We start from the raw sequence: 22,356 nt of genomic DNA, 5'->3' as shown, positions 1-22,356 counted from the left end.
AACCAAACGCTCAACGGAGCGACGTCGCCTTCACCATCTGCAATGCGTACGTGGCGATGTCGAGAAGAGAATTTTTCACCGAGGCGCGGTCACGTGCGTCGAGAGTGATGATGGGTACCTCCGCCGTCACCGCCAAGGCGTCACGAAGTTCCTCGACCGGGTACCGCGGCGCATCATCGAACTCGTCCACGGCCGCGAAGCTGTCGTCGAGGCGTCGGGTGTCGATGAGAACTATCGCGCCGATCGCTCCGCGCACGAGGTCGTCCCACATGAACCAGAACCGTTGCTGGCCCGGTGTTCCGAAGAGGTAGAGGATCAAATCGTCTGCCAGCGTGAGGCGCCCGAAATCCATTGCGACGGTGGTGGTCACCTTCTGCGGGGTTGCCCTGACGCTGTCCACGTCGGTGCTGGCGTCGGTGACCATCGCTTCGGTCCGCAACGGAACGATTTCGGACACCGACCCGACCAGGGTGGTCTTCCCGACACCGAACCCGCCCGCGATGACGATCTTGGCCGACGTGACCCGGTCGTCCGAGAAGTTCGTCCCTTCGGGGCGGGCCGAACGTAACCCTGACGGAATCATGACCGAACTGCCGAACGAGGCATGGCCTCGATTTCGGATCCGACCCGTTCGACCAAAATTGCCATCTCGTAACCAACCTGCCCGATGTCACACTCGGCTGAAGTCAGAGCGGCAAGCTGCGAGCCGTCCCCGACACTCATCAACAGCAGATAACCGTGCTGCATCTCGACGACCGACTGCAAGACACCACCGCCCTCGAACAGCGTCGAAACGCCGGCCGAGAGGCTGGCAAGGCCCGATGTCACCGCGGCGAGCTGTTCGGCCCGATCGAGTGGCAAATGCGCGCTCGCGGCCATCAGCAGGCCATCGGCCGAGACCAGCACGGCATGCGTCACGCGGGGGACGTCGCTGGCGAAATTCGACACCAACCAGTCCAGCGTGCCACGACTCGTCACGACGATTCCTCCTGTTGCCATTGATCCAACGATCCAAGGACTGGACGTGTGCCGGTCCTGCCTGCTCGAACACCGCTCTGATGTCGGGTGAGGCGTGCGCGGACCGCCTCGGGTGTGCGGACGCGAATCGATGCCTGGTCGTCGGCGTTGACACCGCCGGGGACCAGGCGTTGCCCGGGCACGCGTTGCGGAAGACCGCTGTCTGTGACCGGCGCCTGGGGGCCCTGCGCAGCGCGCCGCGCGGCCGACCAGCCGGTATCTGCTCGGGTGACCCACCGCTGCGGAGTATTGGTGGCGGTCTTGGTGGGGTCGGTCAGCCACAGGGGAGCGAGACTGGCGAAGATCGGAGTCTGTGTCGTCGGGTCTTCCGATGCGGCATGCTGGAGCAGTCGTGGCTGGAAGAACGATGCCGTCCGCACCGTGTCCAAGCGATGTCGAGGGGCAGGCTCGTCTCTCCCCGGCGGGCTCGCCGGCGGTGTTGGTTCGGCGTGGGGTTGTGGGGAGGTGACGATTCCGGTCGCACCGGGTCGACGGTGGGGTAGAGCGCCGGGTGCGGGCGTCTCCGATCGTCGCGCATTACTGTCTGCGGGAGGTGTCGGTCTCGGGCTTGAAGGGCGATCCTGGACGGTGGCGGCTCCCACTTCGACAAGAACTGCGGCGTTATCGTGGGCCGTGTGATCGCCATACAGACCAGCAGCCTTGGGCGTGGTGGGGATGGCCTGGACTCGAGGCTCGACAGCAGAAGTCAGTACGTCTCCGGGAACGTGGACCGAGGCGGTGATTCCCGCATTGCGCGGCCGGTCCAGCGTCGGCCGGAGGGTGACGCTGATGTCGTGACGCTTGGCCAATTCGCTGACGACGAACAGGCCCATGTGGCGAGCTGTGTCAGGAGTGACCTCTGGTGTCGAGGCGATTCGATCGTTGAGTTCCCGAAGGTCGTTCGGTGACATGCCGATTCCGCGGTCCACGATCTCGATGACGACACCGCCGTCGATGGTGCGCGCGCAGGTGGTCGTCACCGCACTGTCTGGCGGTGAGAAGTGCAACGAGTTGTCCAATAGCTCGGCCAGGACATGCACGAGGTCCCTGCCCGCAGCGCCGGTCAGGGCCACAGGTGGCGCCGCACCGACGTGAACGCGCTGGTAGTGCTCCACCTCGGAAATGGACGCACGCACCGCATCGCCCAGTTGGATCGGAGTCGGTCGACCGCGGCGGTTGCTGTTGCCTGCCAGGATCAGCAGGTTGTCGCCATTTCGGCGCATCCGTGTGGCGAGGTGGTCGAGCCGGAAGAGATTGTCGAGGCGCTTGGGGTCGCGTTCTTCGAACTCGAGTTGTTCGATCATCTCCAGTTGCAGGTCGATCAGGGACCTGCTGCGGCGAGCGAGCGTTTCGAAGACATTGTTCATCTGCAGCCTCAGGTGCGCCTGTTCGCCGGCGAGCAGGAGGGCTTGGTTGTGGATGTCATCAATGGCGCGGGCGACCTGACCAATCTCTTCGTGGGTGTGGACGTCGATGGGGTCGACTTCCAGCGTTGCAATGTCCGTCCCGGACTTGAGTCGTTCGACTGCGTCCGGAAGGTCTGCGTGAGCCACTTGGAGAGCACCGTGCCGCAGTCGTCGTAGCGGCATGAGCAACGATCGAGCCACGACCACGGCGAGCAGAATCGCGGCGAGCAGCAGCAAGGTCACAACAGTCAGGTCCCGCCACGCGCTGGTCCGCAACGTATCCGATTTGGCCGCAACCGCATCACTGAGACCAGCGGACGCCGTGGCGACTGCGCTGGAGTAATCGTCGATACTGTCGAACAGCGAGTACTTGAGACCGGCCAGGGCCTGATCGGCACTCTCGCGTCGAGTGGCATTCTGCAACAATGCGGTTCGATCGTTGATGCCTCTCCGTAGTGCCGCAACGGTCGGGTCATCGGGCGAATACCTTTGCGCGACCTGGTCGAGAAGTGCGGATTCGGTCCTCAAGTGTGCGAGCAGGTTGGCGCCCTCGGCCTCGAGAGTTCCAGCGGATTCACCGGCAAGAACTGCCGAGGAGGCGACGACAGACAGTCCCTCAGCGGAGATCAGCTTCTGGGCCGACCACAGGTCCTCGATACGCCCGGTCTCGACGACGACCTCGGGGTCGGCGATCGGCTCAGTGATGGCGGACACCACCCTCGACAAGGCAGCGCGGATTGAGGCGAGCTGTTCGGTGAGAGCCGCCGTCGATGTCGATCCCTGCTTGGCCTGCGCGCTCAATGCACGTGCATCGGAGAGGGCGGTCCCGACGTCCGCGGCCGTACCCTCGTCGAGCCCGGCCTCCGGACCTACCTGTTCCACCACTTCGATCGACCTGTCGAGACTGTCGATCATCGCTGGGGTAATCGTGCGCTGTGCCAGCGTTCCCATAACGACGGACGCGTCTCCGTCCAACTCGACCAGAAGCGGGAGCATCTTGACCCGATCGGCGACGGTTGTGAAGTTTGCTGCCGTACGCAGGCTCTGGTCAACGCGAAGACCACCGAGCGCAGCCGCAACAGTGAGTGGAACGATCAACACAACGGCCATCTTCCACCGCAGCGGCCATCCTGCGATCCCCCGTGACCGCCGCCGCTCGTGACGCCGCCGGAAGCCGCCAACGACGGCGGTTGTGCGACTCATCGTGTGCCTCTCGGGTTATGCGCCTTCGGGTACGAGAATGGGGCGCGGGGAAGTGTCGAGGCGCCGGACTGGAGTGCCCAAACAAGTCCTCGGCAGTTGGCCGGAGACTATGCGCGACCGAGTCGAGGGCGGGAACGTTGCCAGGATGTCGGGATACCACCGGCAGTGGGTACGAATGCGTCCGGAAATCCGGGACGGCAAGCGAGTCGAATGGATACGACATCGGTCCCGCCGCCCCAGGTCAGGTGTGCACGTCCTTGGATCGACAGCAAGCGGTCGGTGGGATCTCGCGGGTGTACACGGACGGTTCCGTTTGCTCAGCCTGACGTGGTGCCGGGGGCGGAGACGAGGAGCCGTTTTCCGCTGGTGTCGTTGTCTTCGGCGGCGTCGAGCATGGCTGCGGCCACGGTGGCGCGGGAGATCTTGGGCAGGCCTGACACCTTCGTGACTGTCGCCATGGGTCGGACGGTGGCGTGGGGGTTGAGTGGACCGTCGTCGAGGATGACCGGAAGTAGGCGGGTGACGTCGAGTTCGGTTTTCGGTAGTGCGGTTTCGGAGATTTGTTTGTCCCGGTATGCGGAGGCGACCACGGTTTTGTAGGCGAGCCGAGCCAGGGGTGAGGCGGTGCGCGCGGAGTTGCCGACGCCGTATGCCGACAGCAGTATCAACCGGTCGACGTGGGCGTCTCGCATGGCGGTGGTGATGAGCGGCAGGTTGTCTTGCATCACGGTGACGCCGAACATGCCGGCGAGTCCGCTTCTGGGGCCGAGCGCACACAGAACGGCGTCGGCGCCGGACAGCGCCGAGACGAGGGCGTCGTGGTCGTCGAGGTGGCCGCCGACAATGGTGAGTCCGGGTCGTGGGGTCAGGGCGTCGGGGCGGCGGCAGTAGGCCATGACGTGGTGGCCGCGGTCGATTGCGTGGTCGATGATCTGGAGTCCGGTGCCACCGGTGGCGCCGATCAGTGCGAGTTTCATCGGGAAGGGTTCTTTCGGTTGCGTTGCTGGGCTTCGCGCAGCAGGAACGGGTCGTGGGCGTTGACGAGTAGCAGGTCGGGTTCGGCGGCGGCCCACAGTTCGGTGAGCCGCTGATGGTTGGCTTGGACCTTGGCCCAGTCGTGGGCGATGAGGCGTTCCATTGCGAGGAGCCCTTTGGGTGCCGTGGTGGTGCCGTCGATCTGGCCGTGGTGGTAGAAGGAGTCGCCGACGTGCAGGATCCAAGTCTCGCCCGCGTCGACCGCGACGGCGGCGTGGCCGCGGCTGTGGCCGGGCAGGTCGATCATGACGATGCCGGGGGCGATGTCGGTGAGTTCCTGGGCGCCGGGGAAGCCGCGCCACGTTTCCGATGTGGAGGGGGTGTGTTCGACGAGTACGGGGTTGTGGTCACGTTCGCCGGGTAGGTACCGCTGCTTCTCCGTCAGGGTCCGGGGGTGCAGTGCCGCGAACGCTTCGGCGGCGGTCAGGTGAATCCGTGCCCAGGGGAAGTCGGCCAGGCCGCCGACGTGATCGGCGTCGAAGTGGGTGAGCACGATGTGCCGAACGTCCTTGGGGTCGAACCCGAGTCGGGTGATCTGGCGGGTGGCGGTCTCGTCGGGGTCGTAGGTGGGCCGGACGTAGAATCGGGCCGGGCCGAACCGGTTCGCTCGGTCGTGGGGATCGCGCAGGCCGAGGCCGGAGTCGACCAGGACGAGCCCGGCGTCGGTTTCGAGGAGCAGGACGTGACACACCAGTCCGTCCGGCGTGCCGGGTGGTCGCATCGTGCCGCAGTTGAGGTGGTGAATTCGCATCAGCGGGCTTCGAGCATTGCGGGGTCGATGACCTGAACGGGGTGGGTGCCGTCCCAGTTCTTGGCGGCCAGCTCGACGTATTCGAAGAGTTTCGCCTTCGCGCCGCCGAGGTCGGAGATCTCGATGCAGGTGCCGGGGTGGTGTTCGGTCTGCAGGTATGCGAAGCGTCCGGTGGGGCCGCCGAGTTGTCCTTCCTGGCCGACGGTGAATCCTGCTGCGAGCGCCCGGTCGTACAGGTCCTGGTAGTCGGTGGACCAGTAGGCGAAGTGCTGCAGGCCTTCGTGGCCGGCGTCGAGGAAGTCCCGGTACATCGACGGTTCGTCGTTGACGGGGGTGATGATCTCGATCTGGATGTTGCCGCTGTTGGCGACCGCGACGTCCATGGCCATCCTCGAGGGCTGGCCTCGGTAGGTGAAGTTCTCGGGTTGCACGTTGCGTAGCAGGAACCACGGCCCGATGCCGCACTTGACGAATCCCTCGATGGAGGCGTCGATGTCGTGGACGACGTAGCCGAGCTGGGTGATGCTGCCGAAGAAGTTGGCGACGGGCGCCCGGTCGTCGGGTTCCTCGGCGGGGCCGTCGGCGAACGACAGCAGGATCTTGCCGAGCGCCTCGTTGGAGCGCAGTCGCTCGGCGGCATCGATCGCCTGCTCGAACGGGAAGATTTTGTCGATGCGGGGGCGGATCGTGCCCTCGGCGAGGGCGGGGAGGACGGCGGCGTGTAGTGCGCCGCAGACTTCGCCGAGTTCGTCGGGGGTGCGCACGCTGAAGGTGGTGCCGAGCAGCCGCTGTCGCCGGAACGCCAGCTGGTCGAGGTCGAGGCTGGTGCCGGGTCCGGCGAGGCGGCCGATGTTGACGATGACGCCGCCGACCCGGGTGGCGGCGGGGAGTTGGGCGAAGAGTGCGCCCCCGATGTGGTCGAGGGTGACGTCGACGCCCTGACCGTCGGTCGCGGCGAGGACGGCGGCGGCCAGGTCTTCGGTGGTGGTGTCGATCGTGACGTCGGCGCCGGCGTCGATCAGGGCCTGCTGTTTGTCGGCGCTGGTGGTGGTCGCGATGACCGTGCCTGCGCCGAGTGCCTTGGCCAGTTGAATGGCGATGAGGCCGATGGAGGTGGTGCCCCCGACGATCAGGACCCGGTCACCGGAGGTGAATCCGGCTTGGGTGAGGGCGTCGTTCTCGGTGGCCAGGGCGACGGGCAGGGTGGCGGCCTCCTCGAACGACATGTTCTGAGGGATCGGCAGGACCATGCGCGGGTCGCACAGTGCGTAGTCGGCGAACGCGCCCATGGTGACGCCCATGACCCGGGTGCCGACCGGGTACTGCGGGGCCAGCGGGCTCGAGGTCTCCACGACGCCGGCGAACTCCATGCCCGCGGGGTAGACGTCGCCGGGCTTGAGGTTCGGGCTGTAGGTGCCCTCGAGCATGTAGAGGTCGGCCCGGTTGAGGGCCGCGGCGATGACCCGCACGCGCAGGGCGCCGAGTTTCATGGCGGGTATCTCGGTGTCGTTCTGGGCGACCCAGTCCGGTTCGAGGCCGCCGATGAGTGCACGCATGATGGTTCTCCTTGCCGAGCGAGGGTCAGTGGGTCAGGTCGGGGGCGGTGGTGTCGAGCAGTCGGGGATCGGGTTCGCGGCCGGTCATGGCCAGCAATCCGACGACGGCGCGGCCGAGGGTGAGCAGGTCGCGCGGATTCTTCTTGTCGAGGCTGCCGAGCAGTTGCGAGAGGATCGTGAGCTGGTCGAAGTAGATCCGTTCGGTGACGAGGTTTTCGTCTTCGTCGAAGATGAAGTAGGCGGTCATCCGGGTGCGATGCCGGCCTCCGGTCGGCGGGATCTTGCCGAGGAGGCCGAGATGGGTTCCCATGAGCCAGAATTCGACGATCACCGCGTCGGCGCTGTGGCGTAGCGCGATGATCTCGTGGTCCTGGTCGGGAAAGGCGACCCGGGTGTCGTGGTAGTACCCGCGGACGGGGCCGTCGCCGTCGTGGACGGTCATGCTGGCGATGAGTTCGTAGTGCGGGTGGGGGAATGTGTGGAGGACGTCGTCCCAGTCCTGGCGGACTTCGTCGTGGAAGTGGTCGAGCACGAGCTTCTCCCGTGCCCGCAGGACGTCCTCGGTGGGGATGGTGTGGCGCGACATGGTGGTCTCCTCGGGTGCGGCGCTCAGGACTGGTGGGTGATGGCGTGGTGGCTGAAGGTGGGCCGGGTGCCCGGGTTGGTCCACATCGGCGTCAGCTCGCTGGACGGGAAGAATTGCAGGAACCGTGAGTCGGTCTGGCTGCGGTCGGCGATCGTCTTCTCGAGAACGACCGAATTGTATTGGTCGGCAGTAGTTTCGATCGTGTTCGCATTGAGCACGACTTCCTGTTGCCAGGAGGACGACCATCGGGTCAGGCCGGGCAGTGTGGAGTGTTCCGGTGTGAGGCATTCGGCGGCGATGACATTTTCACTGCTCACCCAGATTCCGGTCGAGGTGTTGAGCACCAGGCTCTGGTTGCCGAACACGTGCCCGGGTGTCTTGATCACGGCGATACCGGGGCCGAGAAGGACGGAGCCGTCGATCGGTGCAAACACCTCGACGGGGATGTCGCGATACGTCTGGGGTTGATACCACGGGGTTTGTAGCGGATGAAGGTCCGACATCCCGATCAGCTCATCCCGCTGGACGATCACCTTCGCGTTCGGGAACACCGCGGTCGGCTGCTCACCCAGGTCCGGCTGGTAGGCCGTCGTCCCGACCCAGTGGCGCAGGTCCTGCGTGTGCAGGTGGTCGAAGACGAGGTAGTCCACATCGGCCGGTGCGATACCCAGGCCTGCGAGGTGGCCCAGCACGCTGCCGTGCTCGATGACCATTCGCTTGATGATGGGCGCCGGTGTGCGGCGGGCGAGTTCGGCGAAGTACGGGGTGTTACGCCCGAGTCCGACGTCGCTCGGTTCGAAAAGCAGCACCCGCTGCCTGCCGTCGACGTCGGTCCAGCGGATCACCAGCATTCGGTTGGTGATGGAGAGGAACGGCGCGATGGCCCGCGATGCACGGAACAGTCCGAATCGCGTCGGGTACGGCAGGGTGACGAGGTCGCACGTGTCGATCCGCTGCGGCATCCCGGTCGCGGCGAACTCCCGGCGGAAGTCTGCACCGGCGGACCGTGCGGCGCGCAGCCGGTCACCCGGTCCTCCCGTGCACTCGCGTTCGAGCACGTCGATGCCGTTTCCGACACTGCTCAGGTCGGACAGATCCTCGGCCGTCCACCGCAACACCATGACGGGTCCCTTCTCTCGGACTAAAACCACACTGTGGATTTATCCATTAATCCACGGTGTGGATTACTGTGTCAAGACATGCGAGGATGGACGTCATGACAGATGCGGTACAGACGAGCACGCGCCGTGGCCGCCCGCCCGCCGGACAGTCCGTGCTGTCCCGCGACGCGATCCTGGAGGCGGCGATGTCCGTCATCGACGACGACGGCGTCGAGACGCTGAGCATGCGCACCGTCGCACGTCGACTTGGGGTCGACCCCAAGAGCCTGTACAACCACGTCGCGAACAAGGACGCTCTGCTCGACGGAATCGCCGGGCTCATCCTGTCCCGGATGGTGGTTCCGGAACCTCTCGGCAGCCTCCGGGAAGACATCACCGCGATCGCGTGGGCGTTCCGGGACGCCGCGCTGGCCGGGCACCCGCGCGCCGCGCGGCTCGTGCTGACCCGTCCCGTCGAATCACTGCTGACCCTCGCGCCCCTCGAGGCGGCGCTCGCCACGTTCATCCGGGCAGGCGCCGCACCCGAGTTTGCCGTTCACGGGCTGCGCACGGTGCTGGCGTTCATCACAGGCACGTTGCTGCGCGAGGTGGAAACCGCGTTGACCTTCGCCCAGAGCGATCCGGCCGAGGCGACGGCACGGCAGCAGGCACTCGAATCCGTCGACCTGCCCTGCGTGAACGAGGCCGCAACGTACCTCGCCACGTGCGACCACGAGCAGGAGTTCGAATTCGGGCTCACGCTCCTCGCCGATGCCTTCGAGCATCGAGTGTGCACGGAACGGAGACGCTGACCAACTTGTTCCCCAGCCGGAGAATTGGTGTGGGGAGTCAGCGCCGATTGGAGCTGCAGAGAAGGACACCGTACCCCGGATTGGTTGCGCAGGAGATGTGCGATGGCGTAGTGGGTGCGGAGGGATCGCGAGATCGTATCGGAATCAACCCGACATCTGGGTGAGTTTCGCGGGTGGGATCGTGGGCCAGCGTCCGCGGACGCTGGCCCACGGCGGTCCGGCGGCGCCGCCACGTTCTCGGAGGAATCGAATCACGCTGTAGGGGGCCTACTTCCGCCAAGCTTCGCGGTGACAGTGTCGGCTGCGGTAAGCAAACGATCTCGACACCGTTCGACCTCCGCGCCGGATAATTGACTGGGAAGCTGATAAAGACTCAACAGGAGCTCCGGCTGAGCGTCTGCACCGAATACCGGTGCACTGATGATTCGGACATCGTATGTGGCAGTACGGTCGATCTCGGCCGGTTCATATCCTTCGAGGCTGAGCGCGCGGGCGGCTGCGGTGACGTCCCCTGCCAGATCGCCCGTAGCGCCGGTCAGCGGAAGCCGGGCAACAGCCCCTTCGAATCGAACCTGAGCATCGCTGCGAAGTACGAGCGACCAGCCACGGTCACGGACGCGGGAGGTTGCATGCATGAGTAGGTCTCGATCGAGGGCCTGTCCGCCGCGTCCGATCCACTTCTCGAATTCGCGTCCTTCAGCCCACGCCACCAGTGGCAGTGCGAGCGGCGGTACGAAGGGCATCCGTTGACCGAGACGAATGTGGGGGGACGTCGGGAGAGTGCTTGCCATGCTGCTCCCTACGAGGACCAATTGGTCCCTGATCGCGACGGAGGCGCAGCATTCGACACCCAGCTCGCGGGCGACGGCTTCCATCTCGGAGCGTGCCTGATCGACGATGCTGAGGGGGCGTAGCAGGTCAGCCTCTCCCGGGGCGGTGAGAGACGTCGACGAGAAGCAGCCGTAGCCGCCCTGGAAGAAGATGAGCGGTGAGGTGGCATCATCGACCTCGAGTGATGCGACACGCCCTATGACCACGAAATGGTCACCGGCCTCGTGGATGGTATCGATTACGCAGTCGATCCACGCGATGGAGTCGTGGATACGCGGATTGCCGTGCTGTGTCGGTGTCCAGTCGATCGACGCGAACTTGTCAGAACCCTTGAGCGCCAGACTTCGGCAGATGTCCTGCTGGCCGGCGCCGAGCACGTTCACGCAGAAACGGCCGCTTTCGCGGATCTTTGGGAAGGTACTGGAGCTCTTGTCTGGAAGGAAGGCGACCAACGCTGGATCGAGCGAGACCGACGTGAAGGAGCCGACGGCCATGCCGACCGGCAGTCCTGCCGAATCGGTCGAGGTAATCGCCACGACGCCGGTCGGGAAGTGGCCGAGAACGGTGCGAAAATGCCCCGGGTCGATCACTGTGCTTGTCTCGGTGAGTGTCATCGGGTCATCCTTCTCGGCGTCAGGGCGCGGGTGCCTGTTCGTCCTCGGTGAACGCTGGTACGGCTCGGGCCGTTTATGCGTTGCCTCCACCGAATTCCGAGCGCCGCCCGACCGCCACGATCCGCCTGAGGTGGAACTGCGTATGTCTACATCACGGTCACGCATGTGACGTGCGTCGCTCTCAAGAGATGGTCGCACCGATCACGAGACTCGTCAACTCTAACGTTGAATTAAATCTACAAGTTCGTTGACAATGGAGCGACGTTCTCAGTCGGTGGATGCCTTGTGAAGTGCTGAGACTGCCCGGATTGGAGGATGTGGCGAGTCGGGATTTGACCGCCCACACATCTACATAACTGCCAATTGTTGATGGAACGTGTCGGTAGTTCGTCGGAGTCCGAGTAACCCGTTCGCCGACCTTGCAGCGGCGATCCCGACCAGGCGCGACCCTGTGAGGGTCCAATGCGCCGCGGCCGGTGTCGCGCTCGATCCCGGACGTGATCGAGCGCGACTCGACCGGGGCTACTACGACCGCGACATCGCTCGCTTCAACGTAAGCCCACCATGTGTCAGCGGACAGCAGCGAAGCCGCCGTCCACAGGTAGGAGCTGGCCTGTGATGAAGTGCGAAGCATCGCTTGCCAGGAAAACCAAGACCGGCGCAAGGTCTTTCTCGGCATCGCCGAATGTTCCTCCGAGAGGGATATCTTTGCGTAGCTGTGCTTGGTATGCCGCCAGCTCATCCGCTCCCAGCGAGCTGGTGTATTTGTCGAACATTGGCGTATTGACATAGGGAAGAACGGCATTGACTCGAATTCCCGACGGCCCCCATTCCCGTGCAACGGTCCGGGTCCACGTGTGTACGGCGCCTTTCGACGAGCCGTACGTCGAGTTGGAGAGCTCACCGGTGAAACCGGACATGGATCCGAAGTTGATGATGGCACCGGTACCAGCATCTTTCATGATCCGGAATGCTGATTGATTCGTGTGGATTGTGCCGAGCACGTTGACGCGGTAGATACTGTTGAACAGCTCGTCGGTGATGTCCTCGGCCATTGCGGATCGCTGGAGACCTGCGATGTTGACGAGGACGTCGACACCTCCTAGATCTTGTGCCGCGTTTCGGAAGAGTGAGTCTGTTGCGGTTCCGTCCGTAATGTCTAGTCTATTGAAGGTGGCGGATCCAGGGCCCGTTTCTGTGGCTTCACTCGCAACGGTCAATCCGTCCTCTTCGTTCAGGTCGAACGAGTAGACCTTTGCGCCTTCTGATACGTAGGCCTTGACTATTGCAGCACCGATGCCTTGGGCGCCGCCGGTGACCAGAATTCGTTTGCCTTCGAGTAACATTCGTTGCTTCCTTCGACTATGTGGTGTGAGCGCGAACATCGCTGATCTGTTTGTGCGGTGTGGTCAGGGAACGGTGAGGACGAGCTTGCCGATCACCTCTCGGGTGTGGATGGCCTTCAACGCTTCGGCGACAGCGTGCATGGGGAACGTGTTCGACACCAGTGGCTGCAGTTTGCCTGCGGCGAAAAGGCGCGCGAGTTCTCTCGAGTTGCGTGCCTTCTCTTCGGTATTCGACTGAACGAAGGTGTTCCAGTAGACACCGACTACGGAGTAGCCCTTCAAGAGCAGAAGGTTGACCGCGACACTGGGGATCGATCCACTTGCAAATCCCACAACCAGAAGTCGCCCCCCTTGCGCCATCTCACGAGAAGCTGCATGAAAGGCGTCTCCGCCGACGGCGTCGACGCAGACATCGACGCCTTTCCCGCGTGTCGCGTCACGGATTGCCTCTCGTAGATCCTGCTTGCGGTAGTCGATCAGTTCGTCCGCGCCGTGCGCTTTCGCCATCGCGAGCTTGTCCGGGCCGCCGGCTGCCGCAATGACATGAGCTCCAAGTGCCTTTCCGATCTCGATTGACGCCAGGCCGATCCCGCCCGCGGCACCGAGTACGAGCAGAGTTTCGCCTGCACGTAGCTGGCCTCGCTGAACGAGAGCATGGAAACTTGTCCCATAGCAGGAGTAGAACGCCGTTGCAGTCGTGTAGTCCATTCCTTCGGGGATCAACTCGGCGGTGTGTTGGTCGGTAACGGCCTCTTCAGCGAATCCGCCGTAGCCCGCGCCGAGCAGGGCCATCACTTTCTGTCCGACCTCGTATTCGGTTACGCCAGAGCCGACCTCCGATACAACTCCGGCGACTTCGAATCCCGGAGTGAAGGGTAGCTCCGGCTGTACCTGGTACTTGCCCTCGACGATCAAGGTGTCGGGAAAGTTCACGCTTGCAGCGCGGACGTCTATGCGAATGTCCGTGTCACCGAGACGGGGCCGGGGCACGTCTTCGATCTTGAGGCTTTCCGGAGAGCCGTGTGATGTGCACAGTACCGCTCGCACTATCGGCTCGATTCTGTCGAGCGGAGGAGGCTGTAGAGGGGGTCGTTGGTGCGGGCTCCCTGTTTGAATCCGTCGAGCGCCATGGGTGGATTGGACGCTCCCCACTGTTCGCACTTGTGCCAGTCCAGCACTACTGTTCTCTCAGCGATCCGCCAGAGGTCTTGTTTGCGGGTGAACACGTCCAGGTAGCGTGCGCCCATCAGGTCTACGGTCTGTGGCCCGTCCCCTTTTCGGATCAGTGTCACCATGACCTGGCTCTCTGCGTGTGCAGTCTCGTCGTCGAGTAGGTCGATGAGTGTGTTGGTGACCGAGTGGGTGGTCGCCGAGTTCGCCTCCGCAAGTCGACCGGCCACGAAGGTGGCGAACTCCTGCCCGTTTCCTTTCCAATAGCCGTGATCGTCGTAGGAGTCCGAGTGGTACACCGATTTGAGGATCTCGACGTCACACCGATCGACTCCGCGGCAGTACCGATGGATGACCTCTGTGATGGCCTGCTTGTCCAGCAGGTTGTTCAGGTCCTCGTTCATGTCCAGCCTGTCTGCAATCGTTGGGCGAGTTCGATCGACGGACGCGTCACAGCTCGAGTTCTTCACGGTGCTGATTTCGCTGCGTTCCTCGAATGGTCAGCAAGGCAACGGCACTGATGGCTGCGCAACCGAGGGTGTAGTAGGCGGCCGAGAGGGGGTCGCCAGTCGCAGAGGCCAACCATGTGATGATGTACGGTGCAGTACCGCCGAAGATCGCCACGGACAGTGCGTAGGTCACCGAGACCCCGGTTGCACGATTGCGAGTGCGGAAGCGCTCGGACAAGAAGGCCGGCATGGGTCCTCCGACGACGCCGATCAGAATTCCCGCGATGATGAGCGCCACCAGGCCTCCACCGAATCCCAGCTTCAGCATGTAGTACAGCGGGTAGGACAGCACAACCACGGCGATGGAGCCGAACAGCAGGACCGGTCGTCGACCGATTCGGTCGGACACGGCGCCGAACAGAGGCATCGTCAGCCCCGCAATCAGTCCAGTCACCAGCGCCAGGAAGTACGAGCGCTCGAACGACATGTTGTAGCTGGTGGACAGAAAGGTGGGCATGCCGACCATGAACGTGTTTCCGACTGCGTTGTAGACCACCACGACGCCCAGGGTGGTCAGCAGGTATGTCAGCGGACGGCGTCCTGCATTTGCGGGTGAGGGGAGTTCTCCGGTCTCGGCCTCGACTTTGACCTGCTTGAAGTGTGGTGTCTCGTCGACCTTCAATCTCAGGTACAACACAACGATGCCCATGGGGGCGGCCAGCAGAAATCCGATTCGCCACCCCCAGGAAGCCATTGCGTCCTCCGAGAGGAGGACTGCGAGCAGTGTGGCAACTCCGCCACCGAGGACGAAGCCGAGTGTCGTTCCCACGAAAGACCAGGATCCGTACACGCCGCGCTTGTTCGCGGGTGCGGATTCGACCATCAGTGATACTGCACCACCCATTTCGCCACCCGCCGAGATACCTTGAGCGATTCGGCACAGCGTCAGAAGCAACGGTGCGAGTACCCCGATTGCTTCGTGCGTTGGCAGGAGGCCGATGCAGGTCGTCGCAACGGACATCAGGGCAATGATGAGCGCCAAAACTGGCTTGCGTCCGATGCGGTCGGTCATCCGCCCGAAGATGAGCGCTCCGATGGGGCGAAGGAAGAACGCCAGAGCGAAGAGCAGGAATGTCGAGAGAATGGAGGCCGTCGGATTCTCGGAGGGAAAGAACAACGGTGCGATGATCGGAGCCATATAAGCGTAGATGGCAAACTCGTACCACTCGACGAGATTCCCGAGAGAGCCTGCTACCAGCGCTTTTCTTGACTTGTTGACATCCAGCACCAGCTCGGTGCCTGGGGTTGAACTCGTCGTGTTCGACATGGTTTCGTCCGTTTCAGGATGTGCTCCACCCATCGGGCGAGGTGGATGCAGCAGGGAAGACTGGTTGCTGTGACTCGAGCCACATCAACGTCAACGTGAATGTTGCCTTCGTCGGTTCGGAATGTCAACGCGTACGTGGATGAGGCGGCAAAAATCAACTTCGACGTTGACAAATTCAGGTGCCCCCTGCCACGATAGGGGAGCGACTCGTCAACGCGCGCGTTGAAGAGTGAGGGTGATCTGGGCGAGGAGCGCTTGCCTCCGGTAGCCACATCGACACGAGAGGTACTCGAATGAAGACAGTGCAAGGTGAGTTCACGGGCCCGGATGGTGCAACCGAGGTGGGCTTCAATCCCGACAGGCTGACCGAAGCCGAGGTCCGAACGGCGATTGGGCGCGCAAACATTCCCTCGCTGCTGATGGTCGTATTTCAAACCACTGGGGACGAGAAGTGGCTCGAGGCACCGTATCGACCCACGCGAGGAAAGGGGCTCGGCGATCACGACTCCGGTGGTCTCGACGAGGCGGTGCAAAACGAGATTCGCGAAGCTGCTGTCTCCGCCATACTCGACCTGCAGAACGGCGCCCGACCGGCCATCGAGGCACCGTCCCCCGAGCTCACCGTACGCATGATGAGCGTGTGCATGGGTGAACCCGTCGGTGCGGAGTACGGACCGATGCTCTCGCTCGAGCTGGCTCGTCGGGCGGCTCCGGAGTCGGCGCATCTTGCCCTCGATCCGATCGAGGCCCCCGAGGGCTTCTCGGTCATCGTCATCGGCACGGGCGTCGCGGGCATCGCCGCCGCTCAGCAGCTCGAAGAGATGGGGCTGAACTACGTCATCCTGGAGAAGCAGCCCGAGGCCGGCGGGAACTGGTGGCAGAACACTTATCCAGGTGCCGGTGTCGATACGCCCAGCCATCTGTACTCTTTCTCGTTCGCCAAGAATGACTGGACTACGCATTTCGAGCTCCGCAACGAGCTGCAGGGCTACTTTGCCCGGGTCCTGAAGGACCTCGGCGCGGGAGAACGTGTTCGGTACGGAACCGAGGTGCGTTCGGCGACCTATGACGAATCTGCAGCTCAGTGGACCGTCGAGGTGCGAAACCCGGACGGTTCTTACTCGACCTTGCGGTCCGACGTGGTGATCAGCGCCGTGGGCGTGTTGAATCGACCGAAGATGCCCACCCTTCCTGGCATGGACCAGTTCGAGGGAATCAGCTTCCATTCGGCTGACTGGCCGGAGAACCTCGAACTCGACGGCAAGCGCGTTGCGATCGTCGGTACGGGTGCGAGCTCGATGCAGATTGCCCCGGCTATTGCCGATCAGGTAGAGCAGTTGACGATCTTCCAGCGTTCGCCCCAGTGGGTGGCTCCGTTCGAGAAGTTCCGGATGCCTATCCCCATGGAGCTGCGGCGGCTCATGCAGACGTGCCCGATCTACCACAGCTGGTACTGGATTCGACTGTTCTGGCAGTTCGGTGACAAGGTCATCGAATCGTTGCGAGTCGATCCGGAATGGGATCACCCCGAGCGTTCGGTGAACGCCCGCAACGACGCGCACCGGGAGTACTTCACCCGGTACATCACCGCGCAGGTCGGTGACCGGGAAGACCTGCTCGACAAGGTCATGCCGGACTACCCTCCGTTCGGAAAGCGAATTCTGCTCGATAACGGGTGGTACTCGACGTTGCGCAAGGACAACGTCGACTTGATCGACAGATCTGTCGCGGGTGTACGGGCAGAGGGATTGGTCGACGATCAGGGCACGGAAACCGACGTCGATGTGATCGTGTGGGCTACCGGGTTCGAGGCCGCACGGTTCATCAGTTCGATGGATGTGCGCGGAGTCGGCGGACTCTCGCTCCGCGAGGCCTGGAACGACGACGACCCCAAGGCATATCTGGGGGTGTCCGTACCCGAATTTCCAAACTTCTTCATGCTGGGCGGGCCGAACTCGTTCCCCGGCAGCGGTAGCTTCATGTTCTTCATGGAGGTCCAGATGCGGTACATCCGAGGCCTTCTCACCGAGATGTTCCGCAACGGAATCAAAGCCCTCGACGCGACACCGGAGGCGAACCGTGAGTACAACGAGCTCGTCGACTCGACGCATGCTCGTACGGTCTGGACCCACCGCGGAATGTCGACCTACTACCGAAACTCACACGGGAGGGTGGTGTTCGTCATGCCGTTCTTGAATGTCGAATACTGGCAGATGACCCAGCGCCCCGACCTCGAGAACTACACCGCACGCTGATCCACCGACGAATAATGCCCCGGCGCCGCACACGGCGCCGGGGCATTATTCGTCGGTGGAAGGACCTAACGCGCGGCTACCAGGTATCGATTCGCCGCCGCACGCTGGACGGGCGGTCCGGCCTCGGCGTGCTGATCACCGAGACGATCCAAGATCTCGTCGTTATCGGATCGATGACGTCATCGATCTCGAACACCGACGCAGCATTGATCGCCTTACCCTGCTGTTCGTACTGCTCGAGGTGAGCTCGATAAGTTTGGTCCCGTTCGTCGTCGTCCTCGATGGCCTCGAGCTCACGGCGGAAACCGAGCTTCACGGCACCTTCCGGGCCCATCGCACCGAGTTCGCCGGTCGGCCATGCCACGATTGCGTCGGGAACACGAAAACTGCCGCCGGCCATCGCCTGGCCTCCGAGTCCGTACGCCTTACGCACGATCACGGTGCAGAACGGCACCGTGAGGGATGGTGCGATGACGAACAGGCGGCTGACGTGCCGAACCGATGCCGTGTGTTCCGCGTCGGGTCCGACCAGGAAGCCCGCCGTGTCGCAGAGCGACACGATCGGTATCGCGTAGGCTTCGCAAAGCTGCAGGAAGCGCGCCATCTTGTCGGCTTCGGCGCTTCCGATGGTCCCACCGGCACGGCTTCCGTCGTTGGCGACCACACCAGTGGGCCGGCCTTCGATCCGTACCAGCGCGGTGATGATTCCCGATGCGAATTCGCGGCGAAGCTCCAGAACCGAGTCGTCGTCTGCGATCGTGTCGATGACGGTGCGCATATCGAAGGGGCGGCTGCGTCGCTCGGGCACGATGTGCCGCAGCCACCGCTGATCGGGCGCGCTCCACGTCGTCGTGGACCCACGGAAATAGCCCAAGTAGCGTCGTGCGACGGCTACTGCTTCGGCCTCGTCATCGACGAGCACGTCGATGACACCATTTGGGCCCTGAACCGATACGGGCCCGATCTCGTCTGCTGCGAAGGATCCGAGACCACCCCCCTCGATCATCGCCGGACCGCCGAGGCCGATTGTCGAGTCTTGCGTGGCGATGACGACGTCGCACGCTCCGACCAGGGCAGCGTTGCCTGCAAAGCATCGTCCTGACGCGATCCCGACCGTCGGCACCACGCCATTGAGGCGGCCGAGTGCAACGAACGTTCCCAGATCCATCCGTGTTGCGCGAGACATGTCGTCCGTGTCGCCCGGCCTGCCGCCGCCACCCTCGGCGAACACGACGACGGGGGTTCCTCGCCTGCCGGCGAGGTCGAACATCCGCTCGGCCTTCTTGTGGCTCTGGAGGCCTTGCGTCCCCGCCAGCACGGTGTAGTCGTAGGCCAATGCGGCAGTCGGATGACCGTCGACAGTTCCGAATCCGGAGACGAGACCGTCTGCAGGCGTGGAGCCTTCGAGTTCCGCAAGTGATCTACGCCGGCGCTGTGCTGCGACCACGAGTGATCCGTACTCGTGGAACGGTTCGGAATCGAACAGGTCCTGCAGGTTTTCCCTCGCGGTGCGCTTACCTCGCTCATGGCGACGTTCGACGGCGCCCGCGCGGGCTTCGTCGAGGGTTCGTCGGTGTCGAGCCGAGATGTCGTCGAGGTCGGATCGCGTCGCGGTGAGGTCGATCCGGTCGATCACAGCCGCTTCCTCGGGCTGATGCCTGTCCGGTTCGATGACGGCAAGCAGTGTGCGGGCTGAGATCGACTGCCCGATCTCCACGTCGACTGCGATGACGGAACCGGTAACCGGCGAGCGTACGTCGGTTTCCATCTTCATCGCTTCGACGGTGACCAGGACGTCGCCGCGCTCGACGGTGGAACCTGCTTTCACAGACAGCGCGACGACGGTCCCGGTCAGTGGAGTCCGAACGTCGATCGATGCCTCATCCGACACCGCCTCGCTCGCCGGTGCCGCCTTCACCAGGTGATCGTCGATCGTCCGAGTCGTGGTTCGACCGCAGCGAAACGCGTCGCTGCCGAGGAACCATTGGAGTGTGGCGATGTCGGTGTCGAGGTCATCGAGACGAACCTCATCGAGGGATGAATTCAACTCTGCAGCGGCAGTAGCGAAGTCACCATCCTCCCGGTGAACTATCACCTTTGCGAGCAAGGGATCGTAACCGGTGCCGACTCGCATTCCGGTCTGCATGTGGGACTCGACTCGAAGGTGCTGTCCGGTAGGAAACCGCACATCATTGAGTAGGTCCGAACCGTCCGGTTTGGGTCCTCCGGTGATCCTGGCCTCGATGGCAACCCCGCGGGGAGTACCGAGGGCATCGGGGGAGAGGTTCAGGTCCGGGAGAGCCCGGTGTTGCGCAAGGTCGATCTGGAGACTTACCAGGTCCAGGCCGGTAATCTGCTCGGTGATACCGTGTTCGACTTGCAACCGGGGGTTGGCCTCGATGAAATACCACTGGTCGAGGTTGTCGGCGTCCACTAGGAATTCGAACGTCGCCAAGCCTCGCAGTGATACTGCGGAGGCGAGTGACAACGCGGCGGTGAACAATGCCTCACGCGTTGTGTCGGGCAAGGACTGCGCCGGCGCTATCTCGACCATCTTCTGATGGCGACGCTGTCCAGTGCAGTCGCGGTCGAACAGGTGCATGGGGAGTTTGCCACCGTCTCCGGCCACCTGAACTTCGATATGGCGGGCACGGGGGAGGTATGCCTCGACGTAGACATCGGGGTTGCCGAAGCTACGTTCGGCTTCGGAACGGCACCTGTCGATGGCTTGATCGAGTTCCTCGAGATCGTCGACTATGCGCATGCCGCGCCCGCCGCCACCGGCGGCGGCCTTGACTATGACCGCGGTCGTTCCGAGCGACTCGGCGAAGTCGCGGGCCGCTGTCTTGGTCGTCGGACCAGGTGTGGCGGGCAGGACCGGAACAGAGCATCGGGTGGCCAGCGCTCGGGTGGTGGACTTGTCCCCGAGCAGACGCAGGGTCGGACCGTCCGGGCCCACGAACGTCAGCCCGGCCGCGGCGCATGCTTCGGCCAGCTCCGCACTTTCGCTGAGGAACCCGTACCCGGGGTGCACGATAGTAGTCCGGGTCGAGGACGCCGCTTCGCAGATGTTGGCCACGTCCAGGTACGCCGACGGTCCGAACCCCGCGAGTGGAATCGACTCGTCCGCATGCGTCACGTGCGGAGAATCAGGCTCGTCCTCGCTGTACACGGCAATGGTGCGCAGACCCCGTGCGGCCGCAGTGCGCATGATTCGGAGCGCAACCTCGCCGCGATTGGCGATCAGCAACCCCGTCATGTGGCGGTGTCCGTGGCGGCGAAGCCGCCGTAGCCGCCCTGGAAGAAGATCAGGGGAGACTCGGGGGTATCGAGTTCGAGATGATGGACCCGTCCCACAACGATGTAGTGGTCGCCGGCGTGGTGCACGGCGTCGATCTCGCAGTCGATCCACGCCAAGGAACCCAGAATACGAGGCGTACCCGACGGTGTGGGTGTCCAATCGACATCTGCGAACTTGTCGTCGCCTTTTCGGGACAAGCTTCGGCACACCTGCTGTTGATCGTCCCCGAGTACGTTCGCGCAGAACCTTTGCGCCGCAAGAATCTTGGGAAAGGTCGTCGACGACTTGTCGGGAAGGAATGCCACGAGGGGCGGTTCCAGCGAGACGGAGGTGAATGATCCTACCGCCATGCCGACCGGCCGACCGTCGGCGCCTATTGCAGTTACCGCGACTACGCCTGTGGGGAAATGCCCCAATATGTTGCGGAACAGGCGTGGGTCGATCACCCGATCGTCGTCGACTACCAACGATCCCTCGGCGACTCCTGAGTCCTGGGTGCCGATCATTTGATCGTCAACCCTGCGTCGACGGGCAGCATCACGCCCGTTACGTACCTGGACTCATCGGAAACGAGCCAGGCCACAGCATTGCTGATCTCCTCGGGTTCGAGGATGTCGATCGGTAGCAGGTTGCTGATCGAGTTACCCATATTGGTCGGATCGGCCAACGCCTCCGCCAGAGCAGTGTTTCCCACCACCATCGGGGTACTGACCCCGGTCGGGTGTACCGCGTTGACGCGAATGTTGTGCTCGGCCAGCAGCACGGCGTACTGGCGCATCAGACCGACTACCCCGTGCTTGCTCGCGGTGTAGCCGATTCCCGCGCCGGAGCTTCCCCCCACAGCCTTGATTCCGGCCGTCGAACTCGTCATCACGATCGACCCACCGCGTCCCTGCGCGATCATGCGCTCCCGTGCGACCTCGACGGTATTGAACACGCCGACCAGGTTGACGCCAATCACATCGGCGAAGACTGCATCGCGATCTCGTTCGTGTGCTTGCTGCGGCGCGATGCCTGCGTTGGCCACGACGATGTCGACCCCGCCGAGTTCAGTGGCGCCGGCCTCGAGTGCGGCCGACAACGCCTTCTTGTCTCGCACGTCAGCTGTTCGGGCAACGATTCGGCGATCAAGTTTCTCCACAAGCGCGACTGTCTCGGCGAGATCATCCTCCGTCGCCAGTGGATACGGCACAGTCTCGATCGAGCGGCAGATATCGACGGCGATGATGTCGGCCCCCTCTTCCGCGAGGCGGATGGCGTGGCTGCGCCCCTGCCCGCGGGCCGCACCGGTGATGAATGCAACCTTGCCTTCTAGCGTGCCGCTCATAGGAAATCTCTTTCTCGAAGTGGACCCCGGCCGGGCATCGAAGAGACATGGCGCCCAGCCCGAAATTCTGTGCTTCTCACGACTCCGCCCACGGCGGACAGCCGTCAACCTGCGCCACAGCTCGTCGTGTCGCTACCACACCGAACTGTGACGTGCATCGCTCTCTCGAAAGCGTGCCTTCACGGGCCCATTCTGTCAACTTTGTCGTTGATTGAATCCACAGACGCGTAGATTTCGGGACTGTGTGCACGACGTTAGAGGTTGACATCT

The 22,356-nt window shown here is 63.5% G+C and carries 18 protein-coding genes; 2 read left to right on the top strand and 16 right to left on the bottom strand.

The features are described from left to right. Positions 1–10: 10 nt before the first annotated feature. The 8 genes from JWS13_RS12515 to JWS13_RS12480 all read right to left on the bottom strand — a co-directional run bounded on the left by JWS13_RS12515 (position 11) and on the right by JWS13_RS12480 (position 8,675). Positions 11–583: a GTP-binding protein gene (locus tag JWS13_RS12515; RefSeq protein WP_206005807.1), complete on the bottom strand. Its 573-nt coding sequence runs from the start codon at positions 581–583 to the stop codon at positions 11–13. Further along, on the bottom strand, positions 580–999 hold the full coding sequence (locus tag JWS13_RS12510) for a roadblock/LC7 domain-containing protein (protein WP_087561704.1): 420 nt from the start codon (positions 997–999) through the stop codon (positions 580–582). The genes JWS13_RS12515 and JWS13_RS12510 overlap by 4 nt, the downstream gene beginning before the upstream one ends. Continuing rightward, the gene (locus JWS13_RS12505; protein ID WP_241032167.1) at positions 975–3,338 is read right to left on the bottom strand and encodes a sensor histidine kinase; all 2,364 of its coding nucleotides are present in this window, start codon (positions 3,336–3,338) and stop codon (positions 975–977) included. Before JWS13_RS12505 ends, JWS13_RS12510 begins: the two co-directional genes overlap by 25 nt. A 605-nt stretch (positions 3,339–3,943) precedes the next feature. Further along, complete coding sequence (locus JWS13_RS12500; protein WP_206005805.1) at positions 3,944–4,603, bottom strand: NAD(P)-dependent oxidoreductase; 660 nt, start codon at positions 4,601–4,603, stop codon at positions 3,944–3,946. Further along, on the bottom strand, positions 4,600–5,412 hold the full coding sequence (locus JWS13_RS12495) for an MBL fold metallo-hydrolase (RefSeq protein WP_206005804.1): 813 nt from the start codon (positions 5,410–5,412) through the stop codon (positions 4,600–4,602). Before JWS13_RS12495 ends, JWS13_RS12500 begins: the two co-directional genes overlap by 4 nt. Beyond that, entirely contained in the window at positions 5,412–6,968 is a 1,557-nt protein-coding gene (locus tag JWS13_RS12490) for a zinc-binding dehydrogenase (protein WP_206005803.1), read from the bottom strand. Before JWS13_RS12490 ends, JWS13_RS12495 begins: the two co-directional genes overlap by 1 nt. 25 nt (positions 6,969–6,993) lie before the next feature. Continuing rightward, a complete protein-coding gene (locus JWS13_RS12485) occupies positions 6,994–7,554 on the bottom strand; it encodes an ester cyclase (protein ID WP_206005802.1) in 561 nt (186 codons plus the stop codon). A 23-nt stretch (positions 7,555–7,577) separates the two neighbouring features. Then, positions 7,578–8,675, bottom strand: a complete 1,098-nt coding sequence (locus JWS13_RS12480; protein ID WP_206005801.1) for an MBL fold metallo-hydrolase — start codon at positions 8,673–8,675, stop codon at positions 7,578–7,580. 95 nt (positions 8,676–8,770) lie between these two features. On the opposite strand from JWS13_RS12480, the gene JWS13_RS12475 reads away from it, so the two are divergent. Continuing rightward, positions 8,771–9,466, top strand: coding sequence for a TetR/AcrR family transcriptional regulator C-terminal domain-containing protein (locus tag JWS13_RS12475; RefSeq protein WP_206005800.1), 696 nt, complete (start codon positions 8,771–8,773; stop codon positions 9,464–9,466). A gap of 251 nt (positions 9,467–9,717) precedes the next feature. On the opposite strand, the gene JWS13_RS12470 is transcribed toward JWS13_RS12475, so the two are convergent. The 5 genes from JWS13_RS12470 to JWS13_RS12450 all read right to left on the bottom strand — a co-directional run bounded on the left by JWS13_RS12470 (position 9,718) and on the right by JWS13_RS12450 (position 15,203). Beyond that, positions 9,718–10,911: a flavin reductase gene (locus JWS13_RS12470; protein ID WP_206005799.1), complete on the bottom strand. Its 1,194-nt coding sequence runs from the start codon at positions 10,909–10,911 to the stop codon at positions 9,718–9,720. A 569-nt stretch (positions 10,912–11,480) separates the two neighbouring features. After that, the gene (locus JWS13_RS12465; RefSeq protein WP_206005798.1) at positions 11,481–12,257 is read right to left on the bottom strand and encodes an SDR family NAD(P)-dependent oxidoreductase; all 777 of its coding nucleotides are present in this window, start codon (positions 12,255–12,257) and stop codon (positions 11,481–11,483) included. Positions 12,258–12,320: 63 nt separating this feature from the next. After that, positions 12,321–13,247 carry an NADPH:quinone oxidoreductase family protein gene (locus JWS13_RS12460; protein WP_259375221.1) on the bottom strand — a complete coding sequence of 309 codons (927 nt, stop codon included), beginning with the start codon at positions 13,245–13,247 and terminating at the stop codon, positions 12,321–12,323. A gap of 56 nt (positions 13,248–13,303) precedes the next feature. After that, positions 13,304–13,831: a nuclear transport factor 2 family protein gene (locus JWS13_RS12455; RefSeq protein ID WP_206005796.1), complete on the bottom strand. Its 528-nt coding sequence runs from the start codon at positions 13,829–13,831 to the stop codon at positions 13,304–13,306. Between the two features lie 46 nt (positions 13,832–13,877). Then, positions 13,878–15,203, bottom strand: coding sequence for an MFS transporter (locus JWS13_RS12450; protein WP_206005795.1), 1,326 nt, complete (start codon positions 15,201–15,203; stop codon positions 13,878–13,880). A gap of 293 nt (positions 15,204–15,496) precedes the next feature. On the opposite strand from JWS13_RS12450, the gene JWS13_RS12445 reads away from it, so the two are divergent. Continuing rightward, positions 15,497–17,458 (top strand): flavin-containing monooxygenase, encoded by a 1,962-nt coding sequence (locus tag JWS13_RS12445; RefSeq protein ID WP_241032165.1) that lies wholly within the window; start codon positions 15,497–15,499, stop codon positions 17,456–17,458. Between the two features lie 76 nt (positions 17,459–17,534). On the opposite strand, the gene JWS13_RS12440 is transcribed toward JWS13_RS12445, so the two are convergent. The 3 genes from JWS13_RS12440 to JWS13_RS12430 are packed head-to-tail and all read right to left on the bottom strand — an operon-like array spanning position 17,535 to position 22,086. Further along, entirely contained in the window at positions 17,535–20,717 is a 3,183-nt protein-coding gene (locus JWS13_RS12440) for an acetyl-CoA carboxylase family protein (RefSeq protein ID WP_206005794.1), read from the bottom strand. Further along, a complete protein-coding gene (locus JWS13_RS12435; protein WP_206005793.1) occupies positions 20,714–21,265 on the bottom strand; it encodes a flavin reductase family protein in 552 nt (183 codons plus the stop codon). Before JWS13_RS12435 ends, JWS13_RS12440 begins: the two co-directional genes overlap by 4 nt. Beyond that, positions 21,262–22,086 carry a mycofactocin-coupled SDR family oxidoreductase gene (locus JWS13_RS12430; RefSeq protein WP_206005792.1) on the bottom strand — a complete coding sequence of 275 codons (825 nt, stop codon included), beginning with the start codon at positions 22,084–22,086 and terminating at the stop codon, positions 21,262–21,264. The genes JWS13_RS12435 and JWS13_RS12430 overlap by 4 nt, the downstream gene beginning before the upstream one ends. Positions 22,087–22,356 lie beyond the last annotated feature (270 nt).

The organism is Rhodococcus pseudokoreensis, from assembly GCF_017068395.1.
Lineage (GTDB): Bacteria > Actinomycetota > Actinomycetes > Mycobacteriales > Mycobacteriaceae > Rhodococcus_F > Rhodococcus_F pseudokoreensis.
The sequence above is the reverse complement of the archived record's forward strand: the minus strand, read 5'-3'. Positions and strand labels throughout refer to the sequence as shown.

Coding starts and splice junctions, on each gene's coding strand:
- JWS13_RS12515 (WP_206005807.1), bottom strand. CDS start 583: ATGATTCCGTCAGGGTTACGTTCGGCCCGCCCCGAAGGGACGAACTTC.
- JWS13_RS12510 (WP_087561704.1), bottom strand. CDS start 999: ATGGCAACAGGAGGAATCGTCGTGACGAGTCGTGGCACGCTGGACTGG.
- JWS13_RS12505 (WP_241032167.1), bottom strand. CDS start 3,338: ATGATCGACAGTCTCGACAGGTCGATCGAAGTGGTGGAACAGGTAGGT.
- JWS13_RS12500 (WP_206005805.1), bottom strand. CDS start 4,603: ATGAAACTCGCACTGATCGGCGCCACCGGTGGCACCGGACTCCAGATC.
- JWS13_RS12495 (WP_206005804.1), bottom strand. CDS start 5,412: ATGCGAATTCACCACCTCAACTGCGGCACGATGCGACCACCCGGCACG.
- JWS13_RS12490 (WP_206005803.1), bottom strand. CDS start 6,968: ATGCGTGCACTCATCGGCGGCCTCGAACCGGACTGGGTCGCCCAGAAC.
- JWS13_RS12485 (WP_206005802.1), bottom strand. CDS start 7,554: ATGTCGCGCCACACCATCCCCACCGAGGACGTCCTGCGGGCACGGGAG.
- JWS13_RS12480 (WP_206005801.1), bottom strand. CDS start 8,675: ATGGTGTTGCGGTGGACGGCCGAGGATCTGTCCGACCTGAGCAGTGTC.
- JWS13_RS12475 (WP_206005800.1), top strand. CDS start 8,771: ATGACAGATGCGGTACAGACGAGCACGCGCCGTGGCCGCCCGCCCGCC.
- JWS13_RS12470 (WP_206005799.1), bottom strand. CDS start 10,911: ATGACACTCACCGAGACAAGCACAGTGATCGACCCGGGGCATTTTCGC.
- JWS13_RS12465 (WP_206005798.1), bottom strand. CDS start 12,257: ATGTTACTCGAAGGCAAACGAATTCTGGTCACCGGCGGCGCCCAAGGC.
- JWS13_RS12455 (WP_206005796.1), bottom strand. CDS start 13,831: ATGAACGAGGACCTGAACAACCTGCTGGACAAGCAGGCCATCACAGAG.
- JWS13_RS12450 (WP_206005795.1), bottom strand. CDS start 15,203: ATGTCGAACACGACGAGTTCAACCCCAGGCACCGAGCTGGTGCTGGAT.
- JWS13_RS12445 (WP_241032165.1), top strand. CDS start 15,497: ATGAAGACAGTGCAAGGTGAGTTCACGGGCCCGGATGGTGCAACCGAG.
- JWS13_RS12440 (WP_206005794.1), bottom strand. CDS start 20,717: ATGACGGGGTTGCTGATCGCCAATCGCGGCGAGGTTGCGCTCCGAATC.
- JWS13_RS12435 (WP_206005793.1), bottom strand. CDS start 21,265: ATGATCGGCACCCAGGACTCAGGAGTCGCCGAGGGATCGTTGGTAGTC.
- JWS13_RS12430 (WP_206005792.1), bottom strand. CDS start 22,086: ATGAGCGGCACGCTAGAAGGCAAGGTTGCATTCATCACCGGTGCGGCC.